At 65.2% G+C, this 20,783-nt stretch carries 22 protein-coding genes; 8 read left to right on the forward strand and 14 right to left on the reverse strand.

The window, feature by feature from the left end:
- Window positions 1-172: 172 nt before the first annotated feature.
- The gene (locus CV103_RS21045) at window positions 173-646 is read right to left on the reverse strand and encodes a carboxymuconolactone decarboxylase family protein (protein WP_107396104.1); all 474 of its coding nucleotides are present in this window, start codon (window positions 644-646) and stop codon (window positions 173-175) included.
- A gap of 17 nt (window positions 647-663) precedes the next feature.
- Window positions 664-1,074: a cupin domain-containing protein gene (locus CV103_RS21050; RefSeq protein WP_107396121.1), complete on the reverse strand. Its 411-nt coding sequence runs from the start codon at window positions 1,072-1,074 to the stop codon at window positions 664-666.
- Between the two features lie 100 nt (window positions 1,075-1,174).
- On the opposite strand from CV103_RS21050, the gene pdxR reads away from it, so the two are divergent.
- Window positions 1,175-2,605 (forward strand): MocR-like pyridoxine biosynthesis transcription factor PdxR, encoded by a 1,431-nt coding sequence (gene pdxR / locus CV103_RS21055; RefSeq protein WP_245896993.1) that lies wholly within the window; start codon window positions 1,175-1,177, stop codon window positions 2,603-2,605.
- Window positions 2,606-2,739: 134 nt separating this feature from the next.
- Here pdxR and CV103_RS21060 read toward each other — a convergent pair whose 3' ends face one another.
- Window positions 2,740-2,943, reverse strand: a complete 204-nt coding sequence (locus tag CV103_RS21060) for a carboxymuconolactone decarboxylase family protein (RefSeq protein ID WP_245896994.1) — start codon at window positions 2,941-2,943, stop codon at window positions 2,740-2,742.
- Window positions 2,944-2,996: 53 nt separating this feature from the next.
- Here CV103_RS21060 and CV103_RS21065 point away from each other — a divergent pair, with 53 nt between their 5' ends.
- Window positions 2,997-3,467, forward strand: a complete 471-nt coding sequence (locus CV103_RS21065; RefSeq protein ID WP_107396106.1) for an SRPBCC family protein — start codon at window positions 2,997-2,999, stop codon at window positions 3,465-3,467.
- 84 nt (window positions 3,468-3,551) lie between these two features.
- Here CV103_RS21065 and CV103_RS21070 read toward each other — a convergent pair whose 3' ends face one another.
- From CV103_RS21070 to CV103_RS21120, 11 genes are all read right to left on the reverse strand, one after another.
- Window positions 3,552-4,082, reverse strand: a complete 531-nt coding sequence (locus CV103_RS21070; RefSeq protein ID WP_107396107.1) for a dihydrofolate reductase family protein — start codon at window positions 4,080-4,082, stop codon at window positions 3,552-3,554.
- A gap of 413 nt (window positions 4,083-4,495) precedes the next feature.
- Window positions 4,496-5,395, reverse strand: a complete 900-nt coding sequence (locus CV103_RS21075) for a DUF7007 domain-containing protein (RefSeq protein ID WP_342749185.1) — start codon at window positions 5,393-5,395, stop codon at window positions 4,496-4,498.
- Complete coding sequence (locus CV103_RS21080; protein WP_107396109.1) at window positions 5,299-5,775, reverse strand: hypothetical protein; 477 nt, start codon at window positions 5,773-5,775, stop codon at window positions 5,299-5,301. Before CV103_RS21080 ends, CV103_RS21075 begins: the two co-directional genes overlap by 97 nt.
- 74 nt (window positions 5,776-5,849) lie before the next feature.
- Window positions 5,850-6,596, reverse strand: a complete 747-nt coding sequence (locus CV103_RS21085) for a hypothetical protein (RefSeq protein ID WP_107396110.1) — start codon at window positions 6,594-6,596, stop codon at window positions 5,850-5,852.
- Window positions 6,597-6,667: 71 nt separating this feature from the next.
- On the reverse strand, window positions 6,668-6,859 hold the full coding sequence (locus CV103_RS21090) for a hypothetical protein (protein ID WP_107396122.1): 192 nt from the start codon (window positions 6,857-6,859) through the stop codon (window positions 6,668-6,670).
- A 5-nt stretch (window positions 6,860-6,864) separates the two neighbouring features.
- Entirely contained in the window at window positions 6,865-7,230 is a 366-nt protein-coding gene (locus CV103_RS21095; RefSeq protein WP_107396123.1) for a DUF6915 family protein, read from the reverse strand.
- 10 nt (window positions 7,231-7,240) lie between these two features.
- Entirely contained in the window at window positions 7,241-7,711 is a 471-nt protein-coding gene (locus CV103_RS21100) for a DUF6878 family protein (protein ID WP_107396111.1), read from the reverse strand.
- A gap of 98 nt (window positions 7,712-7,809) precedes the next feature.
- Window positions 7,810-9,948: a ParB/RepB/Spo0J family partition protein gene (locus tag CV103_RS21105; protein ID WP_107396112.1), complete on the reverse strand. Its 2,139-nt coding sequence runs from the start codon at window positions 9,946-9,948 to the stop codon at window positions 7,810-7,812.
- 184 nt (window positions 9,949-10,132) lie between these two features.
- Window positions 10,133-10,342 carry a hypothetical protein gene (locus tag CV103_RS21110; protein WP_146163466.1) on the reverse strand — a complete coding sequence of 70 codons (210 nt, stop codon included), beginning with the start codon at window positions 10,340-10,342 and terminating at the stop codon, window positions 10,133-10,135.
- A 68-nt stretch (window positions 10,343-10,410) separates the two neighbouring features.
- Complete coding sequence (locus CV103_RS21115; RefSeq protein ID WP_107396114.1) at window positions 10,411-10,815, reverse strand: DUF2958 domain-containing protein; 405 nt, start codon at window positions 10,813-10,815, stop codon at window positions 10,411-10,413.
- Window positions 10,812-11,792: an ArdC family protein gene (locus tag CV103_RS21120; RefSeq protein WP_107396115.1), complete on the reverse strand. Its 981-nt coding sequence runs from the start codon at window positions 11,790-11,792 to the stop codon at window positions 10,812-10,814. Before CV103_RS21120 ends, CV103_RS21115 begins: the two co-directional genes overlap by 4 nt.
- A gap of 237 nt (window positions 11,793-12,029) precedes the next feature.
- Here CV103_RS21120 and CV103_RS21125 point away from each other — a divergent pair, with 237 nt between their 5' ends.
- The 6 genes from CV103_RS21125 to CV103_RS21150 all read left to right on the forward strand — a co-directional run bounded on the left by CV103_RS21125 (window position 12,030) and on the right by CV103_RS21150 (window position 20,757).
- A complete protein-coding gene (locus tag CV103_RS21125) occupies window positions 12,030-12,692 on the forward strand; it encodes an SOS response-associated peptidase (RefSeq protein WP_107396116.1) in 663 nt (220 codons plus the stop codon).
- A 115-nt stretch (window positions 12,693-12,807) separates the two neighbouring features.
- A complete protein-coding gene (locus CV103_RS21130) occupies window positions 12,808-13,560 on the forward strand; it encodes an ImuA family protein (RefSeq protein WP_107396117.1) in 753 nt (250 codons plus the stop codon).
- On the forward strand, window positions 13,475-14,998 hold the full coding sequence (locus CV103_RS21135; protein WP_107396118.1) for a Y-family DNA polymerase: 1,524 nt from the start codon (window positions 13,475-13,477) through the stop codon (window positions 14,996-14,998). Before CV103_RS21130 ends, CV103_RS21135 begins: the two co-directional genes overlap by 86 nt.
- Window positions 14,995-18,231, forward strand: coding sequence for an error-prone DNA polymerase (locus CV103_RS21140; protein ID WP_107396119.1), 3,237 nt, complete (start codon window positions 14,995-14,997; stop codon window positions 18,229-18,231). The genes CV103_RS21135 and CV103_RS21140 overlap by 4 nt, the downstream gene beginning before the upstream one ends.
- Before the next feature lie 508 nt (window positions 18,232-18,739).
- Window positions 18,740-20,068: a tyrosine-type recombinase/integrase gene (locus CV103_RS21145; RefSeq protein ID WP_107396120.1), complete on the forward strand. Its 1,329-nt coding sequence runs from the start codon at window positions 18,740-18,742 to the stop codon at window positions 20,066-20,068.
- 11 nt (window positions 20,069-20,079) lie between these two features.
- On the forward strand, window positions 20,080-20,757 hold the full coding sequence (locus CV103_RS21150) for a DUF6088 family protein (protein WP_211314442.1): 678 nt from the start codon (window positions 20,080-20,082) through the stop codon (window positions 20,755-20,757).
- The last annotated feature ends 26 nt before the right edge of the window (window positions 20,758-20,783 follow it).

A 20,783-nucleotide genomic window follows, 5' to 3' on the forward strand; every position in this document is an offset into this window, starting at 1 on the left:
AAAAGTGGACGACTTTTACGCCGCCCGCAGCCGGACAATCCCGCCGCTACCGTGGTCTAGTTTTCCACCGCCGTTCTCAGGCCAGCCTCATCGTCGAAGGGTTCCTTTTCAATGTCAGCGAACCATTCGAGATCGCCCGCCTTCCGGCTGTCGAGATGTTGTCGCCTGAGACTCAGGCGCTTTTGTCCTTGTTGTTCGCGACCACGGCCTGCGGGGTGTTCCGGAAGCTGACCGCCATGCGATTATAAGCGTTCATCAGACTGATCGCGGTCGTGAGATCGACTAGCTGCTTCTCGTCGAACACCGCACGGGCTGCTTCATAGCTGTTGTCCGGGACGCCGGTTTGGGCGACGCGCGTCACGGATTCTGCCCAGGCGAGTGCAGCGCGTTCAGTGGGTGTGAACAGGCTGCCGCCTTCCTCCCACGCCTGCACGAGCGCGATCTTCTCGACCTGCACGCCCCTATTGATCAGGTCGCGCGTGTGCATGTCGAGGCAATAAGCGCAGTTGTTGATCTGCGAGACACGAAGGTAGACGAGGTCCACAAGCTCCGCAGGCAAGCCGCATTGCGCGACATAGCCATAGACGCCGCCAAGTGCCTTGGCCGCATTGGGCGCGACCTGATTATAGTCGATCCGTTTGGTCATCTTGCAGCGCCTCGATCTTATTGGATCGGCGTGGTGAGCGCCTTGTCGTCGGTATCGACTACAAACACCGCCAGCAGTTTTGCGGGCTCGGTCTGACTCGCATTGCGGCTGACAGAATGGGTCGCGCCGGGATCTTCGGACCAGCTTTCCCCGGCCTTGTAGATGCGCGTCTCGCCGTCATTCACTTTCGATTCTATCTCGCCGGAGAGGACGTAGGCGAAGATGAACGCCGACTTTGCATGGGTATGCGGCGGCGACGCCGCGCCGGGGGCATAGTCGACTTCCACGGCGATAAGCGATTTGCCGGGAATGTTCGGGATCGCCTGCTCGAAAGCCGGCACGACGGTTTCCGCCTGGGCGTCATGCGCCGCGACAGGACCGGCCATCGCAAGTGCGGCGCACGCGCCAATCCGGGCCAGGATCTTCATGAGCATCTCCTTTCAGGCCTCGAAGGTGGCATGCATCCAGTCCACAAAAAAGAACCAAGAATGCCGATAAATCGTGTACCTCATACCCATGAGCAAGCCATTGGAGCTGAAGCTGGACCGCGCGGCGAAGATCCCGCTGGCCGAGCAAATTCGCAGAGGTGTGGCAACGGCCATCGAAGACGGCGTGCTGGAACCCGGTGCGCGCCTGCCGTCATGGCAGGATCTCAGTGTGCAGCTCGGCGTTGCGCGCGGGACCGTGAAGACCGCCTATGAAAAGCTAGCAGCCTCCCAGCTGGTCGAGGCCTCGCGGGCCGCCGGCACGCGCGTGGCGCGACGGCCGCGCACCACGGCAAAGGTTGAGCCGCCGCCTGCAGCGGACTCGTTCATGAGTGCCTATCTGGAGATGACGCAGGGGCCGGCGCTCTTCCAGATGGGGGTTCCGGCCGCGGACAATTTCCCGGCGACCCTCTTCGCCCGCATCCGCACCCATGCGATCCGTGCTGAGGCGAGCGCCCCACCACTTTATCCCGACCCGCGCGGCGAAATTGAACTGCGGCGTGAAATCGCCGGCTATCTGGCGGTCGCACGCGGCATATCCTGCCAGCCCTCTCAGGTCATCATCACCGGCGGCTTCAGCGCAGGGCTGGGCCTGACGCTCGCCGCATTGCAGGTGCATGGTCAGACGGCATGGGTCGAAGAGCCGGGCTTCCTGTGGTCGCGCAAGGGGCTGGAACTCGCAGGGATGACGCTCGCCCCGATCCCGGTCGATGCTGATGGGATCGACGTCGATCACGCCATGCAGCGCTATCCTCACGCCCGGTTGGCGCTGGTGACTCCCGGCCAGCAGGCGCCGCTGGGGGTGACGCTCTCGCTCGAACGACGTCTTCGCCTGCTTGAATGGGCGCAGGCGACCAAGGGGTGGATCATCGAGGATGATTATCTGAGCGAACTGCGCCTGTCGGGCGGCGCCGCGCCCGCGCTGGCATCACTCGATCGGAACGGCCGGGTGATCCACATCGGATCGTTCAGCAAGACGGTCAGCCCCACTTTGCGACTTGGCTTTCTGGTTGCGCCTGTCGCGCTTGCCGCGCGCTTTGCGGAGGTGGCGGCCTGTCTCGCTCCGGCACCCGGTCCTGCAACCCAGCTTGCGATGGCGGACTTCATGCACGAGGGGCACTATATGCGCCATCTGCGGCGCACCAAGCGGGCCTACGCCGCCAGGCGGGACGCTCTGCAGGGCTGTCTTGAAACCTTCGTGGATAAGGAGAGGCTGGCGACAGTCGGCCTGGCCATGCTGCTGAAACTGGAAGCGGGCGTGTCGGACGTCGCTATCGCACGCGAGGCCGCGCCGTTTGGCATGTCCCCTGTCGCATTGTCGAGCTGGTACTCCTCCGAGCAGCAGGCACAATCCGGCCTTCTCCTTGGCATTGCCACCGCGCATGCGAAGAACCTGACCCAATCATGCGAACGACTGTTCGAGATTATCAAGCGTTTCGGCCATCCCGACAGGGTTCGGAGAGCCTTGCCCTGATCGGCTCGCCCCGCTGACGGCAACGATCACTGATGGGTGAAGCCCGGCCACGCATCGAGCGATGCTCTCGGCGTGTCCGGGCTTTAGTTCTCAACTGCGCGCCTCGAACCTTCGGGGCAGCGGGACCGATCCGATCAGATCGTGCCGGCGGGTGCGACCGCCGGAAAGTCCTTCTCAGGATCGAAGACGTTGTTGAAGAAGTTCGTCAGGGAATACATCGCAACCAGAGCGACGATCTCCATCACGTTCGCGTGGGTGTAGCCTGCGGCGATGACGGCCTCGAAATCGGTGTCGCTCACCTGGCCGCGGGTCTCGATGACTTTGCGCGCGAACTGCACGGCGGCGTCGCGCCTGGCCCATTATGTCGAAACACAGATGGCGGGAGACGAACATGACGACTGAAAAATCCGAACTGACGATCTCGCGCCTCATCGGCGCCCCGCCGGTCAAGGTCTGGAAGGCGTGGAGCTTGCCTGAGCATCTGGCGAAATGGTGGATACCCGCTCCCATCGAATGCAAGGTGGTCAAGCTTGATCTGCGCCCCGGCGGCGGCTTCGAAACGCTGATGCGCGAAGGCGATGGCGACTTCACGCCGCATCTCGATGCCTGTTTTCTCGACGTGGCGCCGGAACGGCGGCTGGTGTGGACCACCGCGCTCGCCGAAGGCTGGCAGCCGATCGAACCCTGGTTGGCGTTGACCGCGATCATCACGTTCGAGCCTGAGGGATTGGGCACGCGCTATTCAGCCCGAGTGCTGCACAAGAGCCCGGCCGATAGCCGCAAGCATGAGGAAATGGGATTTCAGGAAGGCTGGGGAACGACCATCGACCAGCTCGCGGCCTTTGCACAGCACCTGGACTGACATCGACCTACCGCGATGGCGATACTGTGCTGTGCATTCCCGGGCGCGCGGCACCCGCTCCGCACCCGCCAGGTCCGAGCGCGATCAGGCGGGAATATAGGTCAGCCGGATTATATCTTCGCCGATCCGGTCGCTGGCCGCGAGCCGCAACCGCGGCCGGGGACCGGCGAAGAACGGCTTGCCGCCGCCCAGCACGACAGGATGGAAGTAGAGTCGATATTGGTCGACCAGCCCGAGGTCGCCGAGGCTGTGCGCCAGTTCCGTCCCGGCGACTTCGATGTCGCCATCGTGCCGGTCTTTCAGGGCGCGGATCGCCGCTTCGACATCATCGCCGATAAGGGTGGCATTGGGACCGACGGATGTCAGCGTGCGCGAGACGACCCATTTGGGCAGGCTTCGCCACGCCGAGGCATAGGCTTGTCGGTCCGCATCCCATTCGGGATCGTCCTCATCCCAATAGCGCATGATTTCATACATGCGGCCGCCGTAAACCGCTGCGGCGAGGCCGCGTACATCGTCGATGAAATGACGAAACAGCACGGCATCAGGGGCAAACCTCATGTGGTCGACATAGCCGTCCAGCGACACGTTTAACGCATATATGAGCCGCGCCATGCAGATTGACCTCTCCGGGTTGCCGGGACGGACGTCTCGTCCGGCTGTCAGCCTATCATGCGGGGAGCGAAACGTCGCTATGTTCATCGCTCATCGGCGCGAAGGCTCTGACTTGCTCGCAATACGTTCATCCAGAACAAACTGGTTGATGTCGAAGCGAATGGGCGCCTCGAGCGGGAAACGCAGCGTGTCCTTCTTGTACCGGTAGGGACCGACCTTCGTCGTCTGTAATTTGATTGCGTGATTATAGTGCAGCGCAATCGCGTCAGCACCCCCATCGCAGGTTGTGTCGGGCGTGGTTTCGCTTCCACGGCATAGGCGACTTAACTGTCCGCAGGACCGTCGAATTCTTGATGGTCCTGCGCCGGGTCAGCAAGCGCAGTTTCGCGGGCGGAAACGCGAGTTCTCCTGTGTCAGTTCGCCGGAGCCCGAACATGCCGCTCGGGATCGATCACGAACCCGTGGCGCCCGGCGGCATATTCCTCAGCCGGCACCAGATAGCAGCGGGACGCCGCGTGATCCCGTCGCCCGCCCGGCGTGGCGATCGCCTCGACATATTCGGGATGCCGGTCCGATCGCACGGCCGAGATCACCACCCAGTCATCGGCGTGCTCGCGTTCGAACCGCTGACGATCACGGGTAAGGGACTCTTCCGGCAAGAGCGGACGGCCATGCACGGATTCCCAGGCGTCAGGCGCCCAATCCCGCAACGTCCTGTCGGCCAGTTTCTTCTCCCGATCGGTGAAGAGATCGGGATAGCCGATGGCGACCCGCGCCCAGTCCGCGTCTTCCTCATACCACCCGCCCTTGATCCGCAAGGCCGAATGAAGGCCGGCATTGCGGGCGCGATCGAGTTTGAAACCGCCATGCGAGGCGGTGGAATGAAAGACCACGCCATCGGCATAGATGGTCGCACCCTGCGACATGCCCCAGGGCGTGGAGACAGGCATACGCGTCTCCGTGCGGGCCAGGGCCTCGCGCTGGCGTAAATGGACTGCGATCGCCTCGACATGGGCGCGAAAGGCGGCGTTATCGGTAACGATGCCTTCGCTGCCAAAGACATCATTCTCGGTCCACTCACAGATCGGCCGGGACAGGCGCCAGCCCGACGCGAGGCGGAAGCCGCCGCGCGCCGGAATGGCGATATAACCCATGTCACCGATGCGCGCGGCCAGATGACCATCTGCGGTCGTGCCATAGTCGATGGCGATCGCGCTCATGCCGCCCTCCCGATATCCGAGGGCAGGATCACCGGGTCGGGATCGGCGACGATCTCGGCGCGCAGGTCGGAATAGCGATGGCGCGCCATCCATTCTTCGGCTGCCGTCATATGCGGGGCGAGATAACGCAGCTCATCGCGCCCGTTGAAACTGGAGAGCACGCGGACCATCCCGGCCGCCGGTGTCTCGGCGATTTCGAAGTGCAGAGGGCTGTCGACAGAATAGTGCCTGCGCACCACGATCGCGACGATGCCCTGGCTGCCATAATTGCCCAGATGCAGGCAGAAGCTGGCGGGCGACCGATAGGTCGCGCGCATCTGTTCCGGCGTGCGTTCGATCAATCGCCCGATGCCGTTCTGCTCATTCCACGCTCTGAGCTTGCGGGTGAAGCGCTCGGGCGGGCGCGGCTCGCCGTTGGAATAGCGGATGAGACTGCCAAGCGGGGCGGTGTCGTAGATCAACTGTGCGGACATGTTCACGTCTCCTTGAAACGCGAAAGCCCGGCGCGTGGCCGGGCTTTCGAGGGTGGGATGGGAAAATGGAAGAGTCAGGCGGTGGCGGCGCGCGCGATCCGGATGGCTGCCATGGCGGCGCCGAATTCGATCTGCCGAAGCTGCTCGTCGAGATTGAGCGCTCCGATGGCCTCGATGCAGCCCTGACGAACATGGGCGTCCGCGACATCCACCACGGCAACATCCGTCTCGGCATAAGCCTCCTGAACGCCTGTCACCACCGACCGCACTTCGGCTTCATCGAGCATCAGAATGGCATGACGGCCATGACCAGGCGCACAGGCCAGATCGCCATATTCGGCGCGATCGAGCAGTTCGCCCTCCATCTGGATGGTTGAACTCGACAGGATCCGCTCGGCGGTGACCACGGTGATGCCGCCACCGAACCCATCGGGCCGCATCTTCGTGCAGGTCCAGGCCGAGGTGATGGTGACATGGTCCAGTTGCTCGCAGCGTCGGACGACGGCTTGCAGGATGGCGGCCTCGCCCAGATCGGAAAGATCCAGTTCCAGTTCAGCCTCGTCCAGCTCCGCCTCGGCCACGGCCTTGCGGACCATCTCCACGATGGGGCCGGAAGGCATGGGCTCGTCGGCGAGCATGTCCTTGAGATCGGCGATATCGAGCCAGATCGTGCTCGACGGCCCTTCGCTCGCATAGAAGTAGAGCGCATCGCCGTCCGGCTCATGCTCGAATATTGCGGTGAGCAACGCCAGTTCGAGGCGGGTGATGGCGCTCGCCGGAATGCTCGGCCGAACGACGGTCGGGCTATGGTAATCGGCCATGATATAGTCTCCGGATATGTAAAAGCCCGGCGCGCGGGCCGGGCTTCGAAGGTTGAGAGAGGATTGCGGGGTCAGAGCCGACAGGCCGTCACCAGTTCCTGATGGTCGCGATGGGCCTTGAGGATATCCCGGTAGAAAGACTTGCGCTGGTCGCGCAGGGCCGGATCGCGGCGTGAGGAACGCCGGATCATGCCGGCGGCGGCGCGCACCACGGCCGTGTCGGCTTCCCAGACATGAACGTGAAGGTAGCTGTAGAGCAGCATCACATTCACTCCTTCACTGCTGCGAAGGGGTCGACCTCGCGATGGATCGGCTGCGCCCGGCCCATCCAGGATTCGGGGCGGATACAGCGCACCCAATCGGCAAAGCCCGGAATGAATCCGAGATCCTCTCGCACATGCTGCTCTCCGATCAGGCGGACCGGGACGGCGCGACCGGTCGATATAGTGATGGTCGCGCCGAAGGTCCGTTCGAGCTGGAATATGCCCTGAGCATGATGGCGCAGCGCCCGGTGCCGAAAATCGGCGATGATCTCCTTGGACTGGTCGAACCACTGATGCAGCGGCAGATAGTCTTCCGGCTCGCCGCCCCATTTGCGGACCGACGACAGGGCGTGGTGATAGCAATGTCCCATCATCGCCTCCTCACCACTGATGGCCATAATGTTCGGACGTGCTGATCCGCTCATTATAGTCGAGTTCGATCCGGCGATCCGCGACATGGAAGCTGAACTCGCCATAGCCGCCTTCATTATTCTCCCAGCCACAATGCTTCTGGCCGAGCAGATCATAGGCCATTTCCTCGACCGCCTCGCTGACCGACAGCCTGTTCGTCACCGGCTCTGCGGTGTCGTGCGACAACTTGAGTATCTCGACTGTGCCGGCGGGCAGATCGGCGGGCTCGTCCCCTCGGAAGGAGGCGATGTCCTCGATCTGGCCGCTATCGCCGTACCCATCGAAGGTGACGGTGACGAGCGTGATGCCCGCCGAGGCGAGGTGCGCGAACAGTGCGGCCTTGTTGGTGGGAACGAGCTTTGCGGCGGCTGCATCGCGCTCGGCCATGCGTGCAAGAATGGCGGCCATGTCGATGGCCGGTGGGGACGCGGGATGCGTCATGACGGGTCTCCTGAAACGAGAAAGCCCGGCGCGATGCGCCGGGCTCGAAGGGTGAAGGCGATGGAAGGGACGGCCGGGACCGCCCCTTCTCGCGATGATCAGGCGGCGGCCGCATAGGCGTCGCCATCCTTGTCTCCGGTCTCCTCCTCTTCGAGGAACGCCGGCAGTTCGCTGGCCTCGGCGTCCAGTGCCGGTTCGGCCTGGGGCTCGTCCAGCAGGATAGGCGTGCGCATCGGTTCCGGCAGCCAGCCTGCATCTTCGAGCAGGCGCTCGGCCTCATTCGCCATGTCGGCCTTCTTGAGATGGTCGATCATCTCGGCGAACTTCGGCCCTTTGGCCTCCGCCACATCGGCGAGGATGCGCGGCTTGGTCACGCTCTGGAAATAGCCCGCGACCGTCGGCCGCCAGCCCGCGCCGACCAGATCGAGCCCGACCGCGCGCGCCAGCACATGGCTGTGGGCGATGCGCCGCTCGATGCTGTGCTTCGAGACCCGGCCATTGTCATATTTGGGCACCACTTCCTGCTGCGCGTTGAGCACCATTGCGGCACAATGCGCGAACAAGGCGGCCTGCTCGGCGCCATCAAGCTGGAGAAGCATGTCCCACAGCGCCTTGTCATCGTCGGGCAGCCGGTCTTCCCAGCGCTTGTGCCGCTCGGCAATCGCTCGCGCCGGGGCGCTATCGCGAAGGCCCGTGGGCGAAAAGCCGAAAGACGCCTTGTTGAGCGTGACCTGCAGGCAGGATTCCCGGCTCGCCATGTAGAAAGTGTCGAGCACGAACGCATGCAGCACCGCGGCGAAGGCGGTGGACGGCGACTGTGCCAGCGCATCCTGCAAGGCCAGCGTGCGCCAGGCGGTCAGTTCGGCGACCAGACGATCCGACAGGGGCTTGACCACCTCTTCATCGGAATCGTCATCATCGCCCGCGCTGGTGATCGGGACGACGTTGGACGCCGTCGAACCGGCAGGTGCATCCGCTCCGCCTTCCTCACCGCCATGCGGATCGCTCGCATCGTCGTCGGCCCCGGCATCGCCTTCTGCCTCGACGACCGGTTCATCCTCGGGCCGGACATAGCCGCGCTCGATGCACAGCGAGCCATCGACCTCAATCGATATGAACGTGCCGGCCCGCGCCATCTCGTCCGCATCGAACGTCATCGGCCGCTCGACCAGCACCGCGATCTCGGCATCGATCGCCTCCATCCGCGCATGCACCTCCTCGGGGACATCGGGATCGTCGGACCATTCCGCCTCGATCTGTTCGACCTCGGCTTCCAGCGCGGCCAGTCGGGCGTCTTCCTCGGCCGTGCGGGCCACCGGCACGCCATCGATCTCGCGCATGCCGTTGGTGACGCCCCAGGGCAGATCCACCGCCGTCGCGATCCACTTCCAGCCTTCGGCGCCGATCTTCTCGCCCTCGGCCTGGAGCTTCTCGGTAACGAGGCGGTCGAGCAGCGCCGGATCGGTCAGCCAGCCGCCGTCGTCCTCCTCGAACAGGTCGCGCATCACATGACCGCCCGCCGCGACATAGGCGTCGACGGTCACGAACCGCACCCGCTTGTCGGCAACGCGGACCGTATCCTCGGTCAGCTTGCTGCGGATATAGGCCGCCGACCGGTTGTAGCTGTGGGACAGCAGTTCCCAGACCTGCTCCTGGCGGTCATGATCGTCGGAGACCGAAAAGGCCATGAGCTGTTCGAGCGTCATGCCGTCCTCGGCATAGATCTCGTGCAGCTTTGGCGAGACCGAGGCGAGCTTGAGGCGCTGGCGCACCACGGCCGGGGTCACCATGAAGCGGGCGGCGATCTCTTCGACATCCTGTCCTTCGTCGGCGAGCAGCTTCATCGAGCGATACTGGTCGAGCGGATGCAGTGCCTCGCGGTGGGTGTTCTCGGCATAGCTGTCCTCTTCGGCCGAGACGGCATCCTGGGCGGGCCGGACGACACAGGGGATCGGCGCATCCTTGGCGAGCCGCTTCTGCTTCACCAGCAGTTCGAGCGCCCGGAACCGCCGGCCACCGGCCGGCACCTCGAACCGGCCGGTCTCCTGACCTTCCGCATCGAGGATGGGCCGCACATTGAGGCTCTGGAGCAGCGTGCGGCGGGCAATGTCGGCCGCCAGTTCGCCGATCGACACGCCGGCCTTCACGCGGCGGACATTGGACTGGGACAGTTGCAGACAGTTGAAGGGAATATCGCGCGAGCCGCTGAGAACGAGTTTCTGAGGCGCTTTGGCCATGGGACTTCTCCATGACGGGCCGCCGCGAGACTCTCTCCCGGCTCCAAGCCCGTCACGAAGGCCCCGGCCTTCCTCTCCCTCTATCGGCCTGCCGCAGGCAGGGCGCGATGAAGCCGGCCCCTGTCATCGACAACCCCTGTCATCGACAAGCTGCCTGACGTTCGGCCGGCTGACCGCAAACAGCTCAGGCTTCCGCTTTGAGGTCGCCGGCCTGAGGCAGCGGCACGCCGAAGCTCCCGCGTTGCACGCCATGGCGCGGTGACAGGGTGACGACATTGGCGCGCCCCTCGGCATCGATCTGGGTGAAGCGCATGAGATCGCCCTTGAGAATCTCGATGGTCACCGGCGGAAGTTCGTCCTTCGGGTCATGGAAGATCTGGCGATTCCTGGGCATCGGCGCCTCCTTGGCAGACGCGATCATATCGCAATCTTGAGCCGCGATCAGCCCAATCCTTCATCCTCTCAGACGGGTGAAGGTTTCGAGGTGGCCGCCGCCCGATGGAGGAGACGCTCGGCCTCGATAAGCGATCCGGTGCGCCGCGCCGCATCGGCATAGACCGACAGGGGAAGCCGGCCCTCGAAGTGGAGGTCGCGTTCGATGCCGAGCCCGAAGGGAAGCCGAATCGCTTCCAGTGCTGCGAGGGCAAAGCTGCCCATCTCGGGGCAGCCAAAGCCGAGGTCGGCAATGCCGAACAGAATCCCGTCCTCGTCCAGCTCCGTCGCCAGCCAGGTTGCCGCACCGACGGGATTGAAGAAGCGGACCACCGGCACCGGATCGGGCGTCGGTTCGCCCCGGCGCAACGCCTCACTGCGGGCCCGGTCGTTGGCGCGAAGCTGATCGCGCAATTGCGGTGTGAGGAGGATCATGCCGCGACCCTCCCGTCGAGGGCGCCGGCGGCGGGATCGTCAGGATCCTCGTCGTCATTGGCGGCGGTGGCCGCTTCGGGGCGGAAGGCGAGCAGATAGTCGGCTGCTTTCGAGGCGGCGCTGGCGGCGCGCAGGATGGCCCGATTGTCCTCGCGGATGATCTCCAGCCAGGAGCCGATATAATCCGCGTGGCGGACGGTGGGCGCGATACCGAGCGCGGCGCAGACGAAGGCCCCGGCCATCTCCGCGACCAGTTCTTCCTTGCCGTAAGCGACAGAACCGAAGGCACCGGTCTGGTCGCGGTTCAGGCGGGACGTACCGCCCACCCAATGCCCCAGCTCATGGAAGGCCGTGCGATGCCAGTTGATCGGATCATGGAAATCGTCGGGACGCGGCACCTGCACATAGTCGTGGGCCGGCGAGTAGAAGGCGGAGGGACCGCCGATGCGGAAATCCGCGCCGGTCGCGTCGATCAGCGCCTGGGCCTGCGGGAGAATGAGCCCCTCGGGGATCGGCGGCGGAGGTTCGCATATCTTCGCGGGCAGACCTTCGCATTGCTCGACCGAGAAGACGGTGAACCATTTCAGGAAGGGGATGCCGCCGGAGGGATCGCGACCTTCGCTATCGGCGCGGCGCCGTTCCTCCCTGGGGATGAAGCGGCGTGCATAGATGACGCCGATACCCTGTTCGCCGCGCCGGACATGACCGCCCAAAGCAAGCGCTTGCCGGAAGGTGAGGAACGCATGGGAGGTAAAGCCGCGCGAGACGATGGCGTTCCAGAGCGTGAGGACGTTGATGCCGCTATACCGGCGGTCGCTGACGGCGTTGAACGGCAAGCCGACCCCAGCTTTTGCCGATCCCCAGGGCTGAACCCAGGGGACGCGTCCGGCCTCCAGTTCGGCGATGATCCGATTGGTGATCTGTTCGTAGAGGTTCGCCCGTCCCTGGGCGGACCGGCCTGTGCGTGCCTGTGCCATCGCAATGTCTCCGCGACGGGCGAGCAGCGAGCCTCTCTCGCCGCACTCCACCCGTCACGGCCACCCGGCCGCACTCTCACTCTCAGCGGGGCGTTGCGGGGCGCAGCCCCGCTAGACAGGGGTCGTTTGCGAGTCGCGAAGCGAAGCGCAAACGCAGGGGAAGGCCTTCCCCACCCATTGCTGCCTGACACCCTCCATCATTGCGTTCACGATCCCGGGGCGCAATGACGACCTGCGATGTGCAACCTTTATGCCCTGACCAAAGGTCAGGCGGCGATTCGCGAACTCGCCGCTGTCATGACCGACCGCACCGGCAATCTGCCGGAGATGGCAGGCATCTATCCCGACTATCCCGCGCCGATCGTGCGCGAGGGCGCCGAGGGCCGCGAGATGGTCATGGCGCGCTGGGGAATGCCGTCGCCGGCCTTCGCGCTCGAGGGCAAGTCGGTGGACAAGGGCGTCACCAATGTTCGCAACACCAAAAGCCCGCACTGGCGCCGCTGGCTCGCTCCGCCGTCGCGCTGTCTGGTTCCGTTCACATCCTTCAGCGAACCGGATCAGGCTCCCGGCGGGAATCGCAAGCCGGTCTGGTTCGCGCTCGGTGAGGAGCGACCGCTCGCCTTCTTTGCCGGCATCTGGACCCATTGGACCTGCGTGCGCAAAAAAGCCGAGGGCGAGATCAGCTGCGACCTGTTCGCTTTCCTGACCACCGAAGCCAATGCCGTCGTCGGGCGCTACCATCCCAAGGCCATGCCGGTCATCCTGACCAGAAGTGAAGACTGGGAGCGATGGCTCGCCGCCCCCTGGGACGAGGTGTCGGGTCTCCAGCGGCCGCTTGCCGATGATCGGCTGACCATCGTCGCGAAGGGCCAGAAGGAAGACAGCAGCGCAGGCCTTTAGGGCCGGTAAGGCGCCATACGAGCCGCCGGCCTGATCCCGCGCGCATTGACTCTTCAGCGCCGCGAGAACAATTAGAGAACATTGGACCCGCTCACATGTTCTCGACTCGACGCCCATGCCCGCAAACCCCCAGATTTCCGCGCTCCGCGCCCAGATCGCCCGAATCGAATCGGGCGGGAAGCGTGCGCGCGGCGTGCTACCGTTCGGGATCGACGCAGTGGACGCCAAAGTTCCGGGTGGGGGCTTGGCGCTGGGCGCGCTGCACGAGGTGGCCGGCGGCGCCAATGGCGCTGTGCATGGCGCGGCCGCAGCGCTGTTCGCCGCCGGCATTGCTGCCAGAACCAGCGGCCAGGTGCTCTGGTGCGTGACGCGGCGCGATCTGTTCGCCCCTTCGCTGGCGCAGGCCGGGCTTCACCCCGATCGGGTGATCTACGCCGAAGTCGGCGACGAAAAGGCCGTCCTGGCCTGTATGGAGGAAGGTCTGCGGCACGGCGGGCTGTCGGCAGTGGTCGGCGAACTGGCGCGTCTGCCCATGGTCGCATCGCGCCGGTTGCAGCTCTGCGCCGAGGAGAGCGGCACGATCGCGCTGGCGATCCGGCGCTGGCGCCGCATGACGGAGGCCGCGGATTTCGGGCAACCGACCGCCAGCGTCACGCGCTGGCGCGTCACCGCGCTCCCGTCCGAACCACTGCCCGTTCCCGGCATCGGGCGGGCGCGATGGCTGGTCGAACTGATCCGGGCGCGCGCCGGCGATTGCGCGGATTTCGAGCTGGAGGCCTGCGATGACGCGGGCCGTCTCGGTTTACCTGCCAGGCTGGCCGATCGATCGGCTCCTGCGCAGCCTCGGCGCATCGGCGCCGCCGCCTGACCGGCCCCTGGCGCTGGTCGGCCGCGAAGGGGCCAGGCGGCAGATCAGCGCGGTGAACAAGGCAGCGCGGGCTGAAGGCATTGTGCCTGGCATGGCCGTCGCCAAAGCCCAGGCGCTGCTGGCGGGGCTCGACGTGCGCGATGCCGATCCGGCAGGCGATGACGCCGCGCTCGAACGCCTCGCTGTCTGGGCGCTGCGGCGCTATTCGCCGATCGTCGCCGCCGATCCGCCCGATGGCCTTCGCCTCGACATGACCGGAGCGGCGCATCTGCTGGGCGGCGAGGACGCCTTCATCGCGGACCTGGCGCGGCGTCTCGCGGACAGCGGGATCATGGCCAGTATCGCGGTCGCCGCGACTTATGGCGCAGCACATGGACTGGCGCGGTTCGGACCGTCAGCCTCCACCATCGTCCACGATCACGATCTCGAAGCGAGGCTGGCGCCGCTGCCGATCATGGCCTTGCGCCTCGACATCGGCACGATCGACGGGCTGCACCGTCTGGGTGTCGTCACTATCGGCGATCTTGCGGACATGCCGCGCGCGCCGCTGACGCTGCGCTTCGGTCCCGATGTCGGACGCCGGCTCGATCAGGCCTATGGCCGGGCCGCCGAGCCCTGCGACCTGGTCGAGGCGCCGGAACTGGTCCGGGTCCGGCGCGCCTTCGCGGAACCGATCGCAGCGCCGGAAACGCTGGCGCGCTACACCGGCAAGCTGGCGGTCCAGCTGTGCGAGGCGCTGGAGACAAAGGGACTGGGCGCGCGCCGGCTCGACCTCCTGTTCACCCGCGTCGACAATCGCATCGAGGCGATTCGGGCCGGAACGGCAAGGCCGCTGCGCGATGCCAGGCGCATGACGCGGCTCTTGTGCGACCGGATCGAGACCGTGGCGCCGGGCTTCGGGATCGAACTGATGACGCTGACCGCCAGCGTGGCCGAGCCGCTCGACTATCGCAGCACAGTCTCCAGCCTGATCGAGCCGGCAGCGCCCGATCTATCGGAGCTGGTCGATACGCTCGCCAACCGGATGGCGCATGGCCGGCTTTATCGCTGCGCCCCGACCCAGAGCGAAGTGCCCGAGCGCAGCGTCCGCGAGATCGCACCGCTCGCGCGCCCCGCCGGCGCGGCGTGGCCGGCAGACTGGCCGCGCCCCGCGCGGCTGCTCGACCCACCCGCGCCGGTTGAAGCCATGGCGCTGCTGCCCGACCATCCGCCGGCCAGCTTCACCTGGGGCGGTGTGCGCCGCCGCGTCAAACGCGCCGATGGCCCGGAGCGGATCTTCGGCGAATGGTGGGTGCGCGATGGCGAACTGTCCGCCGTGCGCGACTATTTTCAGGTCGAGGATGATGCCGGCGAACGCTTCTGGCTGTTCCGCCGCGGTGACGGCGAAGACCCGAACACCGGCGACCACCGCTGGTATCTGCATGGCATTTTCGCATGACGCGCTATGCCGAACTGCAATGCGCCTCGCATTTCTCGTTCCTACGCGGCGCGAGCAGCGCCGAGGAGCTGTTCGGCGCCGCCGCCGCGCTTGGGCTCGAGGCGCTGGCGATCACCGACCGGAACAGCCTCGCGGGGATGGTGCGCGCCCATATCGCCGCGAAGGAAACCGGCGTGCGTCTCATCGTCGGTTGCCGCCTGATCCTCGCCGATGACACCGACCTCTTGGTCTATCCCACCGACCGGCCGGCCTATGCGCGGCTGTGCCGGATGCTGTCGGTCGGCAAGGCCCGTGCCGGTAAGGCAAAGTGCGAACTGCACTGGGACGATCTTGCCGATTGGGGCGAAGGGCTGATCGCCATGCTGGTGCCGGACACGGCCGATGACATGACGGCGCTGCGCCTGCGCAAGCTGTCTGGCCTCTTTCCCGGCCGCTGCTATCTGGCGCTCACCCTGCGCCGCCGCCCGCGCGATTTTCTGCGACTGCATGACCTTACCAATCTTGCAGCGCAGGACGGCGTGCCGACCGTCGCGACCAATGACGTGCTGTTCCATGCGCCGGACCGGCGGATGCTTCAAGACGTGATGACCTGCATCCGCGAGGGCATCACCATCGACGATGCCGGCTTTGCGAAGAACCGCCATGCCGATCGCTATCTCAAGCCACCTGAAGAAATGGCCCGGCTGTTTCGGCTCTGGCCCGAGGCGGTGGCACGCTCGGTCGAACTCGCCGCGCGCTGCCGCTTCAGCCTCGATGAACTCGCCTATCAATATCCGCATGAAGTGGTCGAGGATGGCCTGACCGCGCAGGCGACGCTGGCGAAGCGGACCTGGGCGGGTGCGAGCGGGCGCTATCCCGAGGGCCTGCCCGAGGAGGTCGCCGCGACGCTGCGGCACGAACTGGCGCTGATCGAGAGCCTCGATTATGCGCCCTATTTTCTGACGGTCGATGCGATCGTCCGGCAGGCGCGCAAGCTGGGTATCCTGTGCCAGGGGCGCGGTTCGGCGGCGAACAGCGCGGTCTGTTATGTGCTGGGCATCACCTCGATCGACCCATCGCGCAACAGCCTGCTGTTCGAGCGCTTCGTCAGCGAGGAGCGGCGCGAGCCGCCCGACATCGATGTCGATTTCGAGCATCAGCGGCGCGAAGAAGTCATCCAGTGGGTCTATGAGACCTATGGCCGCCACCGCGCCGCGCTCTGTTCGACGGTGATCCGCTACCGCGCCAAGGGCGCATTGCGCGACGTCGGTAAGGCGATGGGCCTGCCCGAAGACATGATCGGGCTCTTATCCTCGCAGATCTGGGGCTGGTCGAGCGAAGGGGCCGAGCCGAAGCACGCCGAGGAGCTGAACCTCAATCTCGATGACCGGCGGCTGCGCCTCACGCTCGATCTCGCCCGCCAGCTCATCGGCACGCCGCGCCACCTGTCGCAGCATCCCGGCGGCTTCGTGCTGACCGAGGACAGGCTGGACGAACTCGTCCCGATCGAGCCCGCCGCGATGGAAGACCGGCAGGTCATCGAATGGGACAAGGATGATGTCGATGCGCTGAAGATGATGAAGGTCGATGTGCTGGCGCTGGGGATGCTCTCGGCCATGCGCCGGGGGTTCGATCTCCTGCGCGAGCATAAGGGCATTGACCTCGATCTCGCGTCGGTCCCGGCCGAAGATCCGCGCACCTATGCGATGATCCGCAAGGCCGACACGCTCGGCACCTTTCAGATCGAGAGCCGCGCGCAGATGGCGATGCTGCCGCGCATCAAACCGCGCACCTATTATGATCTCGTCATCCAGGTCGCGATCGTGCGGCCCGGCCCGATCCAGGGCGACATGGTCCATCCCTATCTGCGCCGCCGCGCAGGCGATGAGGCGGTCGATTTTCCGACGCCCGAACTGGAAAAAGTGCTGGGCAAGACCTTGGGCGTGCCACTGTTTCAGGAGCAGGCGATGCAGGTGGCGATGGTCTGCGCGGGGTTCAGCGCCGCCGAAGCCGACCAGCTTCGCCGCGCCATGGCGACGTTCAAACATACGGGCGGCGTCGTCAATTTCCGCGAGCGGCTGATGCGCGGCATGATTGCGCGCGGCTATGCTGAAGAGTTTGCCGAGAAGATCATCGGCCAGCTCGAAGGGTTCGGCAGCTATGGTTTCCCCGAAAGCCATGCGGCCAGCTTTGCGCTGATCGCCTATGCGAGCGCCTGGCTCAAATGTTGGCACCCCGACGTGTTTTGCGCGGCGCTGCTGAACAGTCAGCCCATGGGTTTCTATGCACCGGCCCAGATCGTGCGCGATGCTCGCGATCATGGCGTCGGGGTTCGGCCTGTCTGCATCAACGCCTCGCGCTGGGACTGTACGCTGGAGCCGGGCCGGGATGGACGCTTCGCCGTTCGCCTCGGCTTCAACCGCGTTGCGGGGCTGTCCAACGCCCATGCCGCGGCGATTGTCGCAGCCCGCGCACAGCAGCCTTATCGCGATGTCGACGATCTGTGGCGCCGCGCCGGCGTTCCCGCGTCCGCGCTGGTCCAGCTCGCCGAAGCCGACGCCTATCGTCCGGCCTTTGGCCTCGCCCGCCGCGAGGCGCTGTGGGCGATCAAGGCGCTCCGGGATGAACCGCTTCCTCTGTTTGCCGCAATGAGCCGAAAGGAGGAGCGCCCCGAACCGGAGATTGCCGAAGAGGCGGTGCGCCTAAAGGCGATGACGGCAGGCCGGGAAGTGGTCGAGGATTATCGCCATGTCGGGCTGACGCTGCGCCGTCACCCGCTCGCCTTCCTGCGCGGCGATCTGACGCGCGAGCGTTTCCTCTCCTGCGCGGATGCCCATGCCCTCAGGGATGGCCGCCCGGTGCGCACCGCGGGGCTGGTGCTGGTCCGCCAGCGCCCCGGATCGGCGAAGAACGTCACCTTCATCACCATCGAAGATGAAACCGGGATCGCCAATCTCGTCGTCTGGCCGGACCTCTATGAGAAACAGCGCCGCATCGTGCTCACATCAGCGATGCTCGGCATTCAGGGGCGGGTCCAGCGCGAGGGCGACGTGATCCATCTGATCTGCGCGCGGCTGTTCGATCTGACGGCGATGCTTGGCACTTTGGGCGAACGCGGCACCGCAAACGTCCGGAACAATAGCCAGGACACAGGGACGCATTTCGGCGCCTCGCAACATCTGCAAGAAGTGCCGCCGCCAGGGCTCGATCGCCCCGACGCGCTCCTGCGTCTGAAATCCCGCAATTTTCACTAGCCGCAGAGAAGCGCGCCGTGTCTCCGGCCGGAGCGCCAAGTATTTCTGCACAGGCTGGGGGCATAACCCCATGGAAGGGGTCGCATGAGATTCGCGCAGAGGAGCTCAAACGCAGGGGAAGGCGTTCCCCTCCACGCATCGCTTCAACGCCCCCCGATTGTCCGTAGGCGCTCGGCGGTGGTGAACTGGTGGTGAACTGGGGATTTTCTCTGCACTTCCAAATTTTGGAAGTGCATCTAAGATGCTGATTTTCTTAGAGAAACTGGAGCGGGCGAAGGGATTCGAACCCTCGACCCCAACCTTGGCAAGGTGCCCGACGCGCTTACGCCACCCTATCCAGCTCCACGCTGCGGCACGATTTAACGCTATAGATCAATATGTTAATCGACATCAGTCCCGCCGAACCTATCCGGGAGGTAGCCGCCGACTTGCTTCGAAATGCTTGGAATTGGCTTCGATAGAGGGTATGGTAGGGCGATTCTAAGCAAAAATTCGACAAGGTGTTGATATGGCGACGGAAAAGATCACAAAGCGGATCGTGGACGCGCTCAAGGCTCCGAAACCTTCCAGAGATGGGGTCAAGGTTCGGGAGCATTTCGTGTGGGATCGCGAGCTGCGCGGGTTCGGCGTGCAGGTCATGCCGTCGGGTCTCAAGAGCTTCGTCATCCAGTATCGCACCCCGGAAGGGAGGAACCGGAGAGCCGTCATCGGGCGCTATGGGCTGATGACGGTCGAAGAAGCTCGCAAGCTCGCCCATGAGAAGCTGGTGGCGGTTTCCAAGGGTGTCGATCCGGTCGCCGAGGAAGCCAAGGCAGCGGGCCTGCTCACCGTCGCCGAAGTCTGCGACTGGTATCTGGCCGAGGCGGAAGCCGGGCGGATCCTCGGCCGCCGTCGGCGGCCGATCAAGCCGTCCACGCTGGCGATGGACCGCAGCCGCATCGAGGCGCACATCAAGCCGCTCCTCGGTCGCCGCCAGGTCGCATCCCTCAAGCTTGGCGATGTCGAAGGTGCGCAGGCGGACATTGCGGCCGGCAAGACCTCGAAGCCTCGCGCGGGCAGCCGCGGCGGCGCCACCACCGGCGGCGAAGGCGTGGCCGCGAGGACCATGTCGACGCTGCATTCCATTTTTGAGCATGCGGTTCGCCTCGGGAAGATCGAAGCCAATCCCGCGAAGGGTGTGCGCAGGCTCGCCAGCGCACCGCGCGAGCGCCGGCTCAGCCGGAGCGAGATCGAACGGCTGGGCAAGACGCTGCGGGCGGCCGCGGAGGAGGGCGAGCATCCGACGGGGCTCGCCGCCATTCGCTTCCTCCTCCTGGCCGGCTTTCGGCGCATGGAAGCGCTCGGGCTGCAGCGCACCTGGCTGGACGAAGAGGAATGCGCCATCCGCTTTCCGGATACCAAAAGCGGCGCGCAGATTCGTGTGATCGGCCAGGCCGCCATCGATCTGCTTCTCGATCAGCCCAAAACCAAGTCCCCCTTCTTCTTTCCGGCCGATTGGGGCGAAGGGCATTTCATCGGCGTGGTGCGTGTTCTCGATCGCGTCTGTCAGAAGGCCGGGCTGGCGGACATCACCCCGCACACGTTGCGCCACACCTTTGCGAGCCTCGCGGGCGATCTCGGCTTCTCCGAGCTGACGATCGCGGCGCTGCTCGGCCATTCCGCCAGGGGCGTCACACAGCGCTATGTCCACATCGACGAAGCGCTCAGGATGACGGCTGACCGGGTGGCCGACGAAATGGCCGACCTGCTCGATGGGCGGGCGACGCCATCGCGTTCTCGCTCCGGACGGCGTGATCGGTCCCAGCAGAAGCAGACGCTGGAGGCGACCGGGGCATGAGTGTCCGAAGTTTGCGGCAAACTTCGGACACCAAAGCAAGCCCTGTTTGTCCGAAGAATGTAGCACTTTTCGGACACGATCTTGCCTTTGTCCGAAAAATGTATCATATTTCGGACATGACGACCTTAGCGCATGATACCGACCTTCGCTCCCGGCTGCTCGCCCGGATCGCCTCCAGCCCGAACGAGGTCTGGACGCCCGGCGATTTTGCCGACCTTGGCAGCCGCGCCGCAGTCGACAAGACCCTGCAACGCCTCGCCGCCGCAGGCGATCTGCGTCGGATCGACCGCGGTCTCTACGATCAGCCCCGCAAGAATGAGCTGACTGGCCGCCCCGCCGTGCCCGATTATCGCGCCGTCATCCGCGCCGTCACCCGCCGCGACCAGGCGCGCGCCGTGGTGGACGGCATGACCGCCGCCAACGATCTCGGCCTCACCACCGCCGTGCCCGCGCGCATCGAGGTGTTGGTTGATGCACGCCTGAAGCCGATCAAGCTCGGCAAGCAGGAAATTCATTTCAAGTTCGCCGCACCCAGCCGCCTCTATTGGGCAGGCCGGCCGGCCATGCGCGTTGTCCAGGCACTGCACTGGATGCAGGACATGCTTGCGCAGGACGACGAGCGCGCCCGCGTCCGGACTGTAGCGCGACGATTACGGAGTCCGGTCGGCGTCAATTTTGATGGCCGATAGGTGGCCGCGCCGGTTGGTGAATTCTG

It is taken from the genome of Edaphosphingomonas fennica (genome assembly GCF_003034225.1).
GTDB lineage: Bacteria > Pseudomonadota > Alphaproteobacteria > Sphingomonadales > Sphingomonadaceae > Sphingomonas_E > Sphingomonas_E fennica.

Bases quoted from the DNA above. Each gene is read 5' to 3' on its own strand.
- CV103_RS21100 (WP_107396111.1), bottom strand. From the start codon at position 7,711: ATGACGCATCCCGCGTCCCCACCGGCCATCGACATGGCCGCCATTCTT.
- CV103_RS21105 (WP_107396112.1), bottom strand. From the start codon at position 9,948: ATGGCCAAAGCGCCTCAGAAACTCGTTCTCAGCGGCTCGCGCGATATT.
- CV103_RS21070 (WP_107396107.1), bottom strand. From the start codon at position 4,082: ATGGCGCGGCTCATATATGCGTTAAACGTGTCGCTGGACGGCTATGTC.
- CV103_RS21115 (WP_107396114.1), bottom strand. From the start codon at position 10,815: ATGATCCTCCTCACACCGCAATTGCGCGATCAGCTTCGCGCCAACGAC.
- CV103_RS21140 (WP_107396119.1), top strand. From the start codon at position 14,995: ATGACGCGCTATGCCGAACTGCAATGCGCCTCGCATTTCTCGTTCCTA.
- CV103_RS21135 (WP_107396118.1), top strand. From the start codon at position 13,475: ATGACGCGGGCCGTCTCGGTTTACCTGCCAGGCTGGCCGATCGATCGG.
- CV103_RS21095 (WP_107396123.1), bottom strand. From the start codon at position 7,230: ATGGGACATTGCTATCACCACGCCCTGTCGTCGGTCCGCAAATGGGGC.
- CV103_RS21120 (WP_107396115.1), bottom strand. From the start codon at position 11,792: ATGGCACAGGCACGCACAGGCCGGTCCGCCCAGGGACGGGCGAACCTC.
- CV103_RS21080 (WP_107396109.1), bottom strand. From the start codon at position 5,775: ATGTCCGCACAGTTGATCTACGACACCGCCCCGCTTGGCAGTCTCATC.
- CV103_RS21075 (WP_342749185.1), bottom strand. From the start codon at position 5,395: ATGGATGGCGCGCCATCGCTATTCCGACCTGCGCGCCGAGATCGTCGC.
- CV103_RS21085 (WP_107396110.1), bottom strand. From the start codon at position 6,596: ATGGCCGATTACCATAGCCCGACCGTCGTTCGGCCGAGCATTCCGGCG.
- CV103_RS21050 (WP_107396121.1), bottom strand. From the start codon at position 1,074: ATGAAGATCCTGGCCCGGATTGGCGCGTGCGCCGCACTTGCGATGGCC.
- CV103_RS21125 (WP_107396116.1), top strand. From the start codon at position 12,030: ATGTGCAACCTTTATGCCCTGACCAAAGGTCAGGCGGCGATTCGCGAA.
- CV103_RS21110 (WP_146163466.1), bottom strand. From the start codon at position 10,342: ATGCCCAGGAATCGCCAGATCTTCCATGACCCGAAGGACGAACTTCCG.
- CV103_RS21145 (WP_107396120.1), top strand. From the start codon at position 18,740: ATGGCGACGGAAAAGATCACAAAGCGGATCGTGGACGCGCTCAAGGCT.
- CV103_RS21065 (WP_107396106.1), top strand. From the start codon at position 2,997: ATGACGACTGAAAAATCCGAACTGACGATCTCGCGCCTCATCGGCGCC.
- CV103_RS21130 (WP_107396117.1), top strand. From the start codon at position 12,808: ATGCCCGCAAACCCCCAGATTTCCGCGCTCCGCGCCCAGATCGCCCGA.
- CV103_RS21045 (WP_107396104.1), bottom strand. From the start codon at position 646: ATGACCAAACGGATCGACTATAATCAGGTCGCGCCCAATGCGGCCAAG.
- CV103_RS21090 (WP_107396122.1), bottom strand. From the start codon at position 6,859: ATGCTGCTCTACAGCTACCTTCACGTTCATGTCTGGGAAGCCGACACG.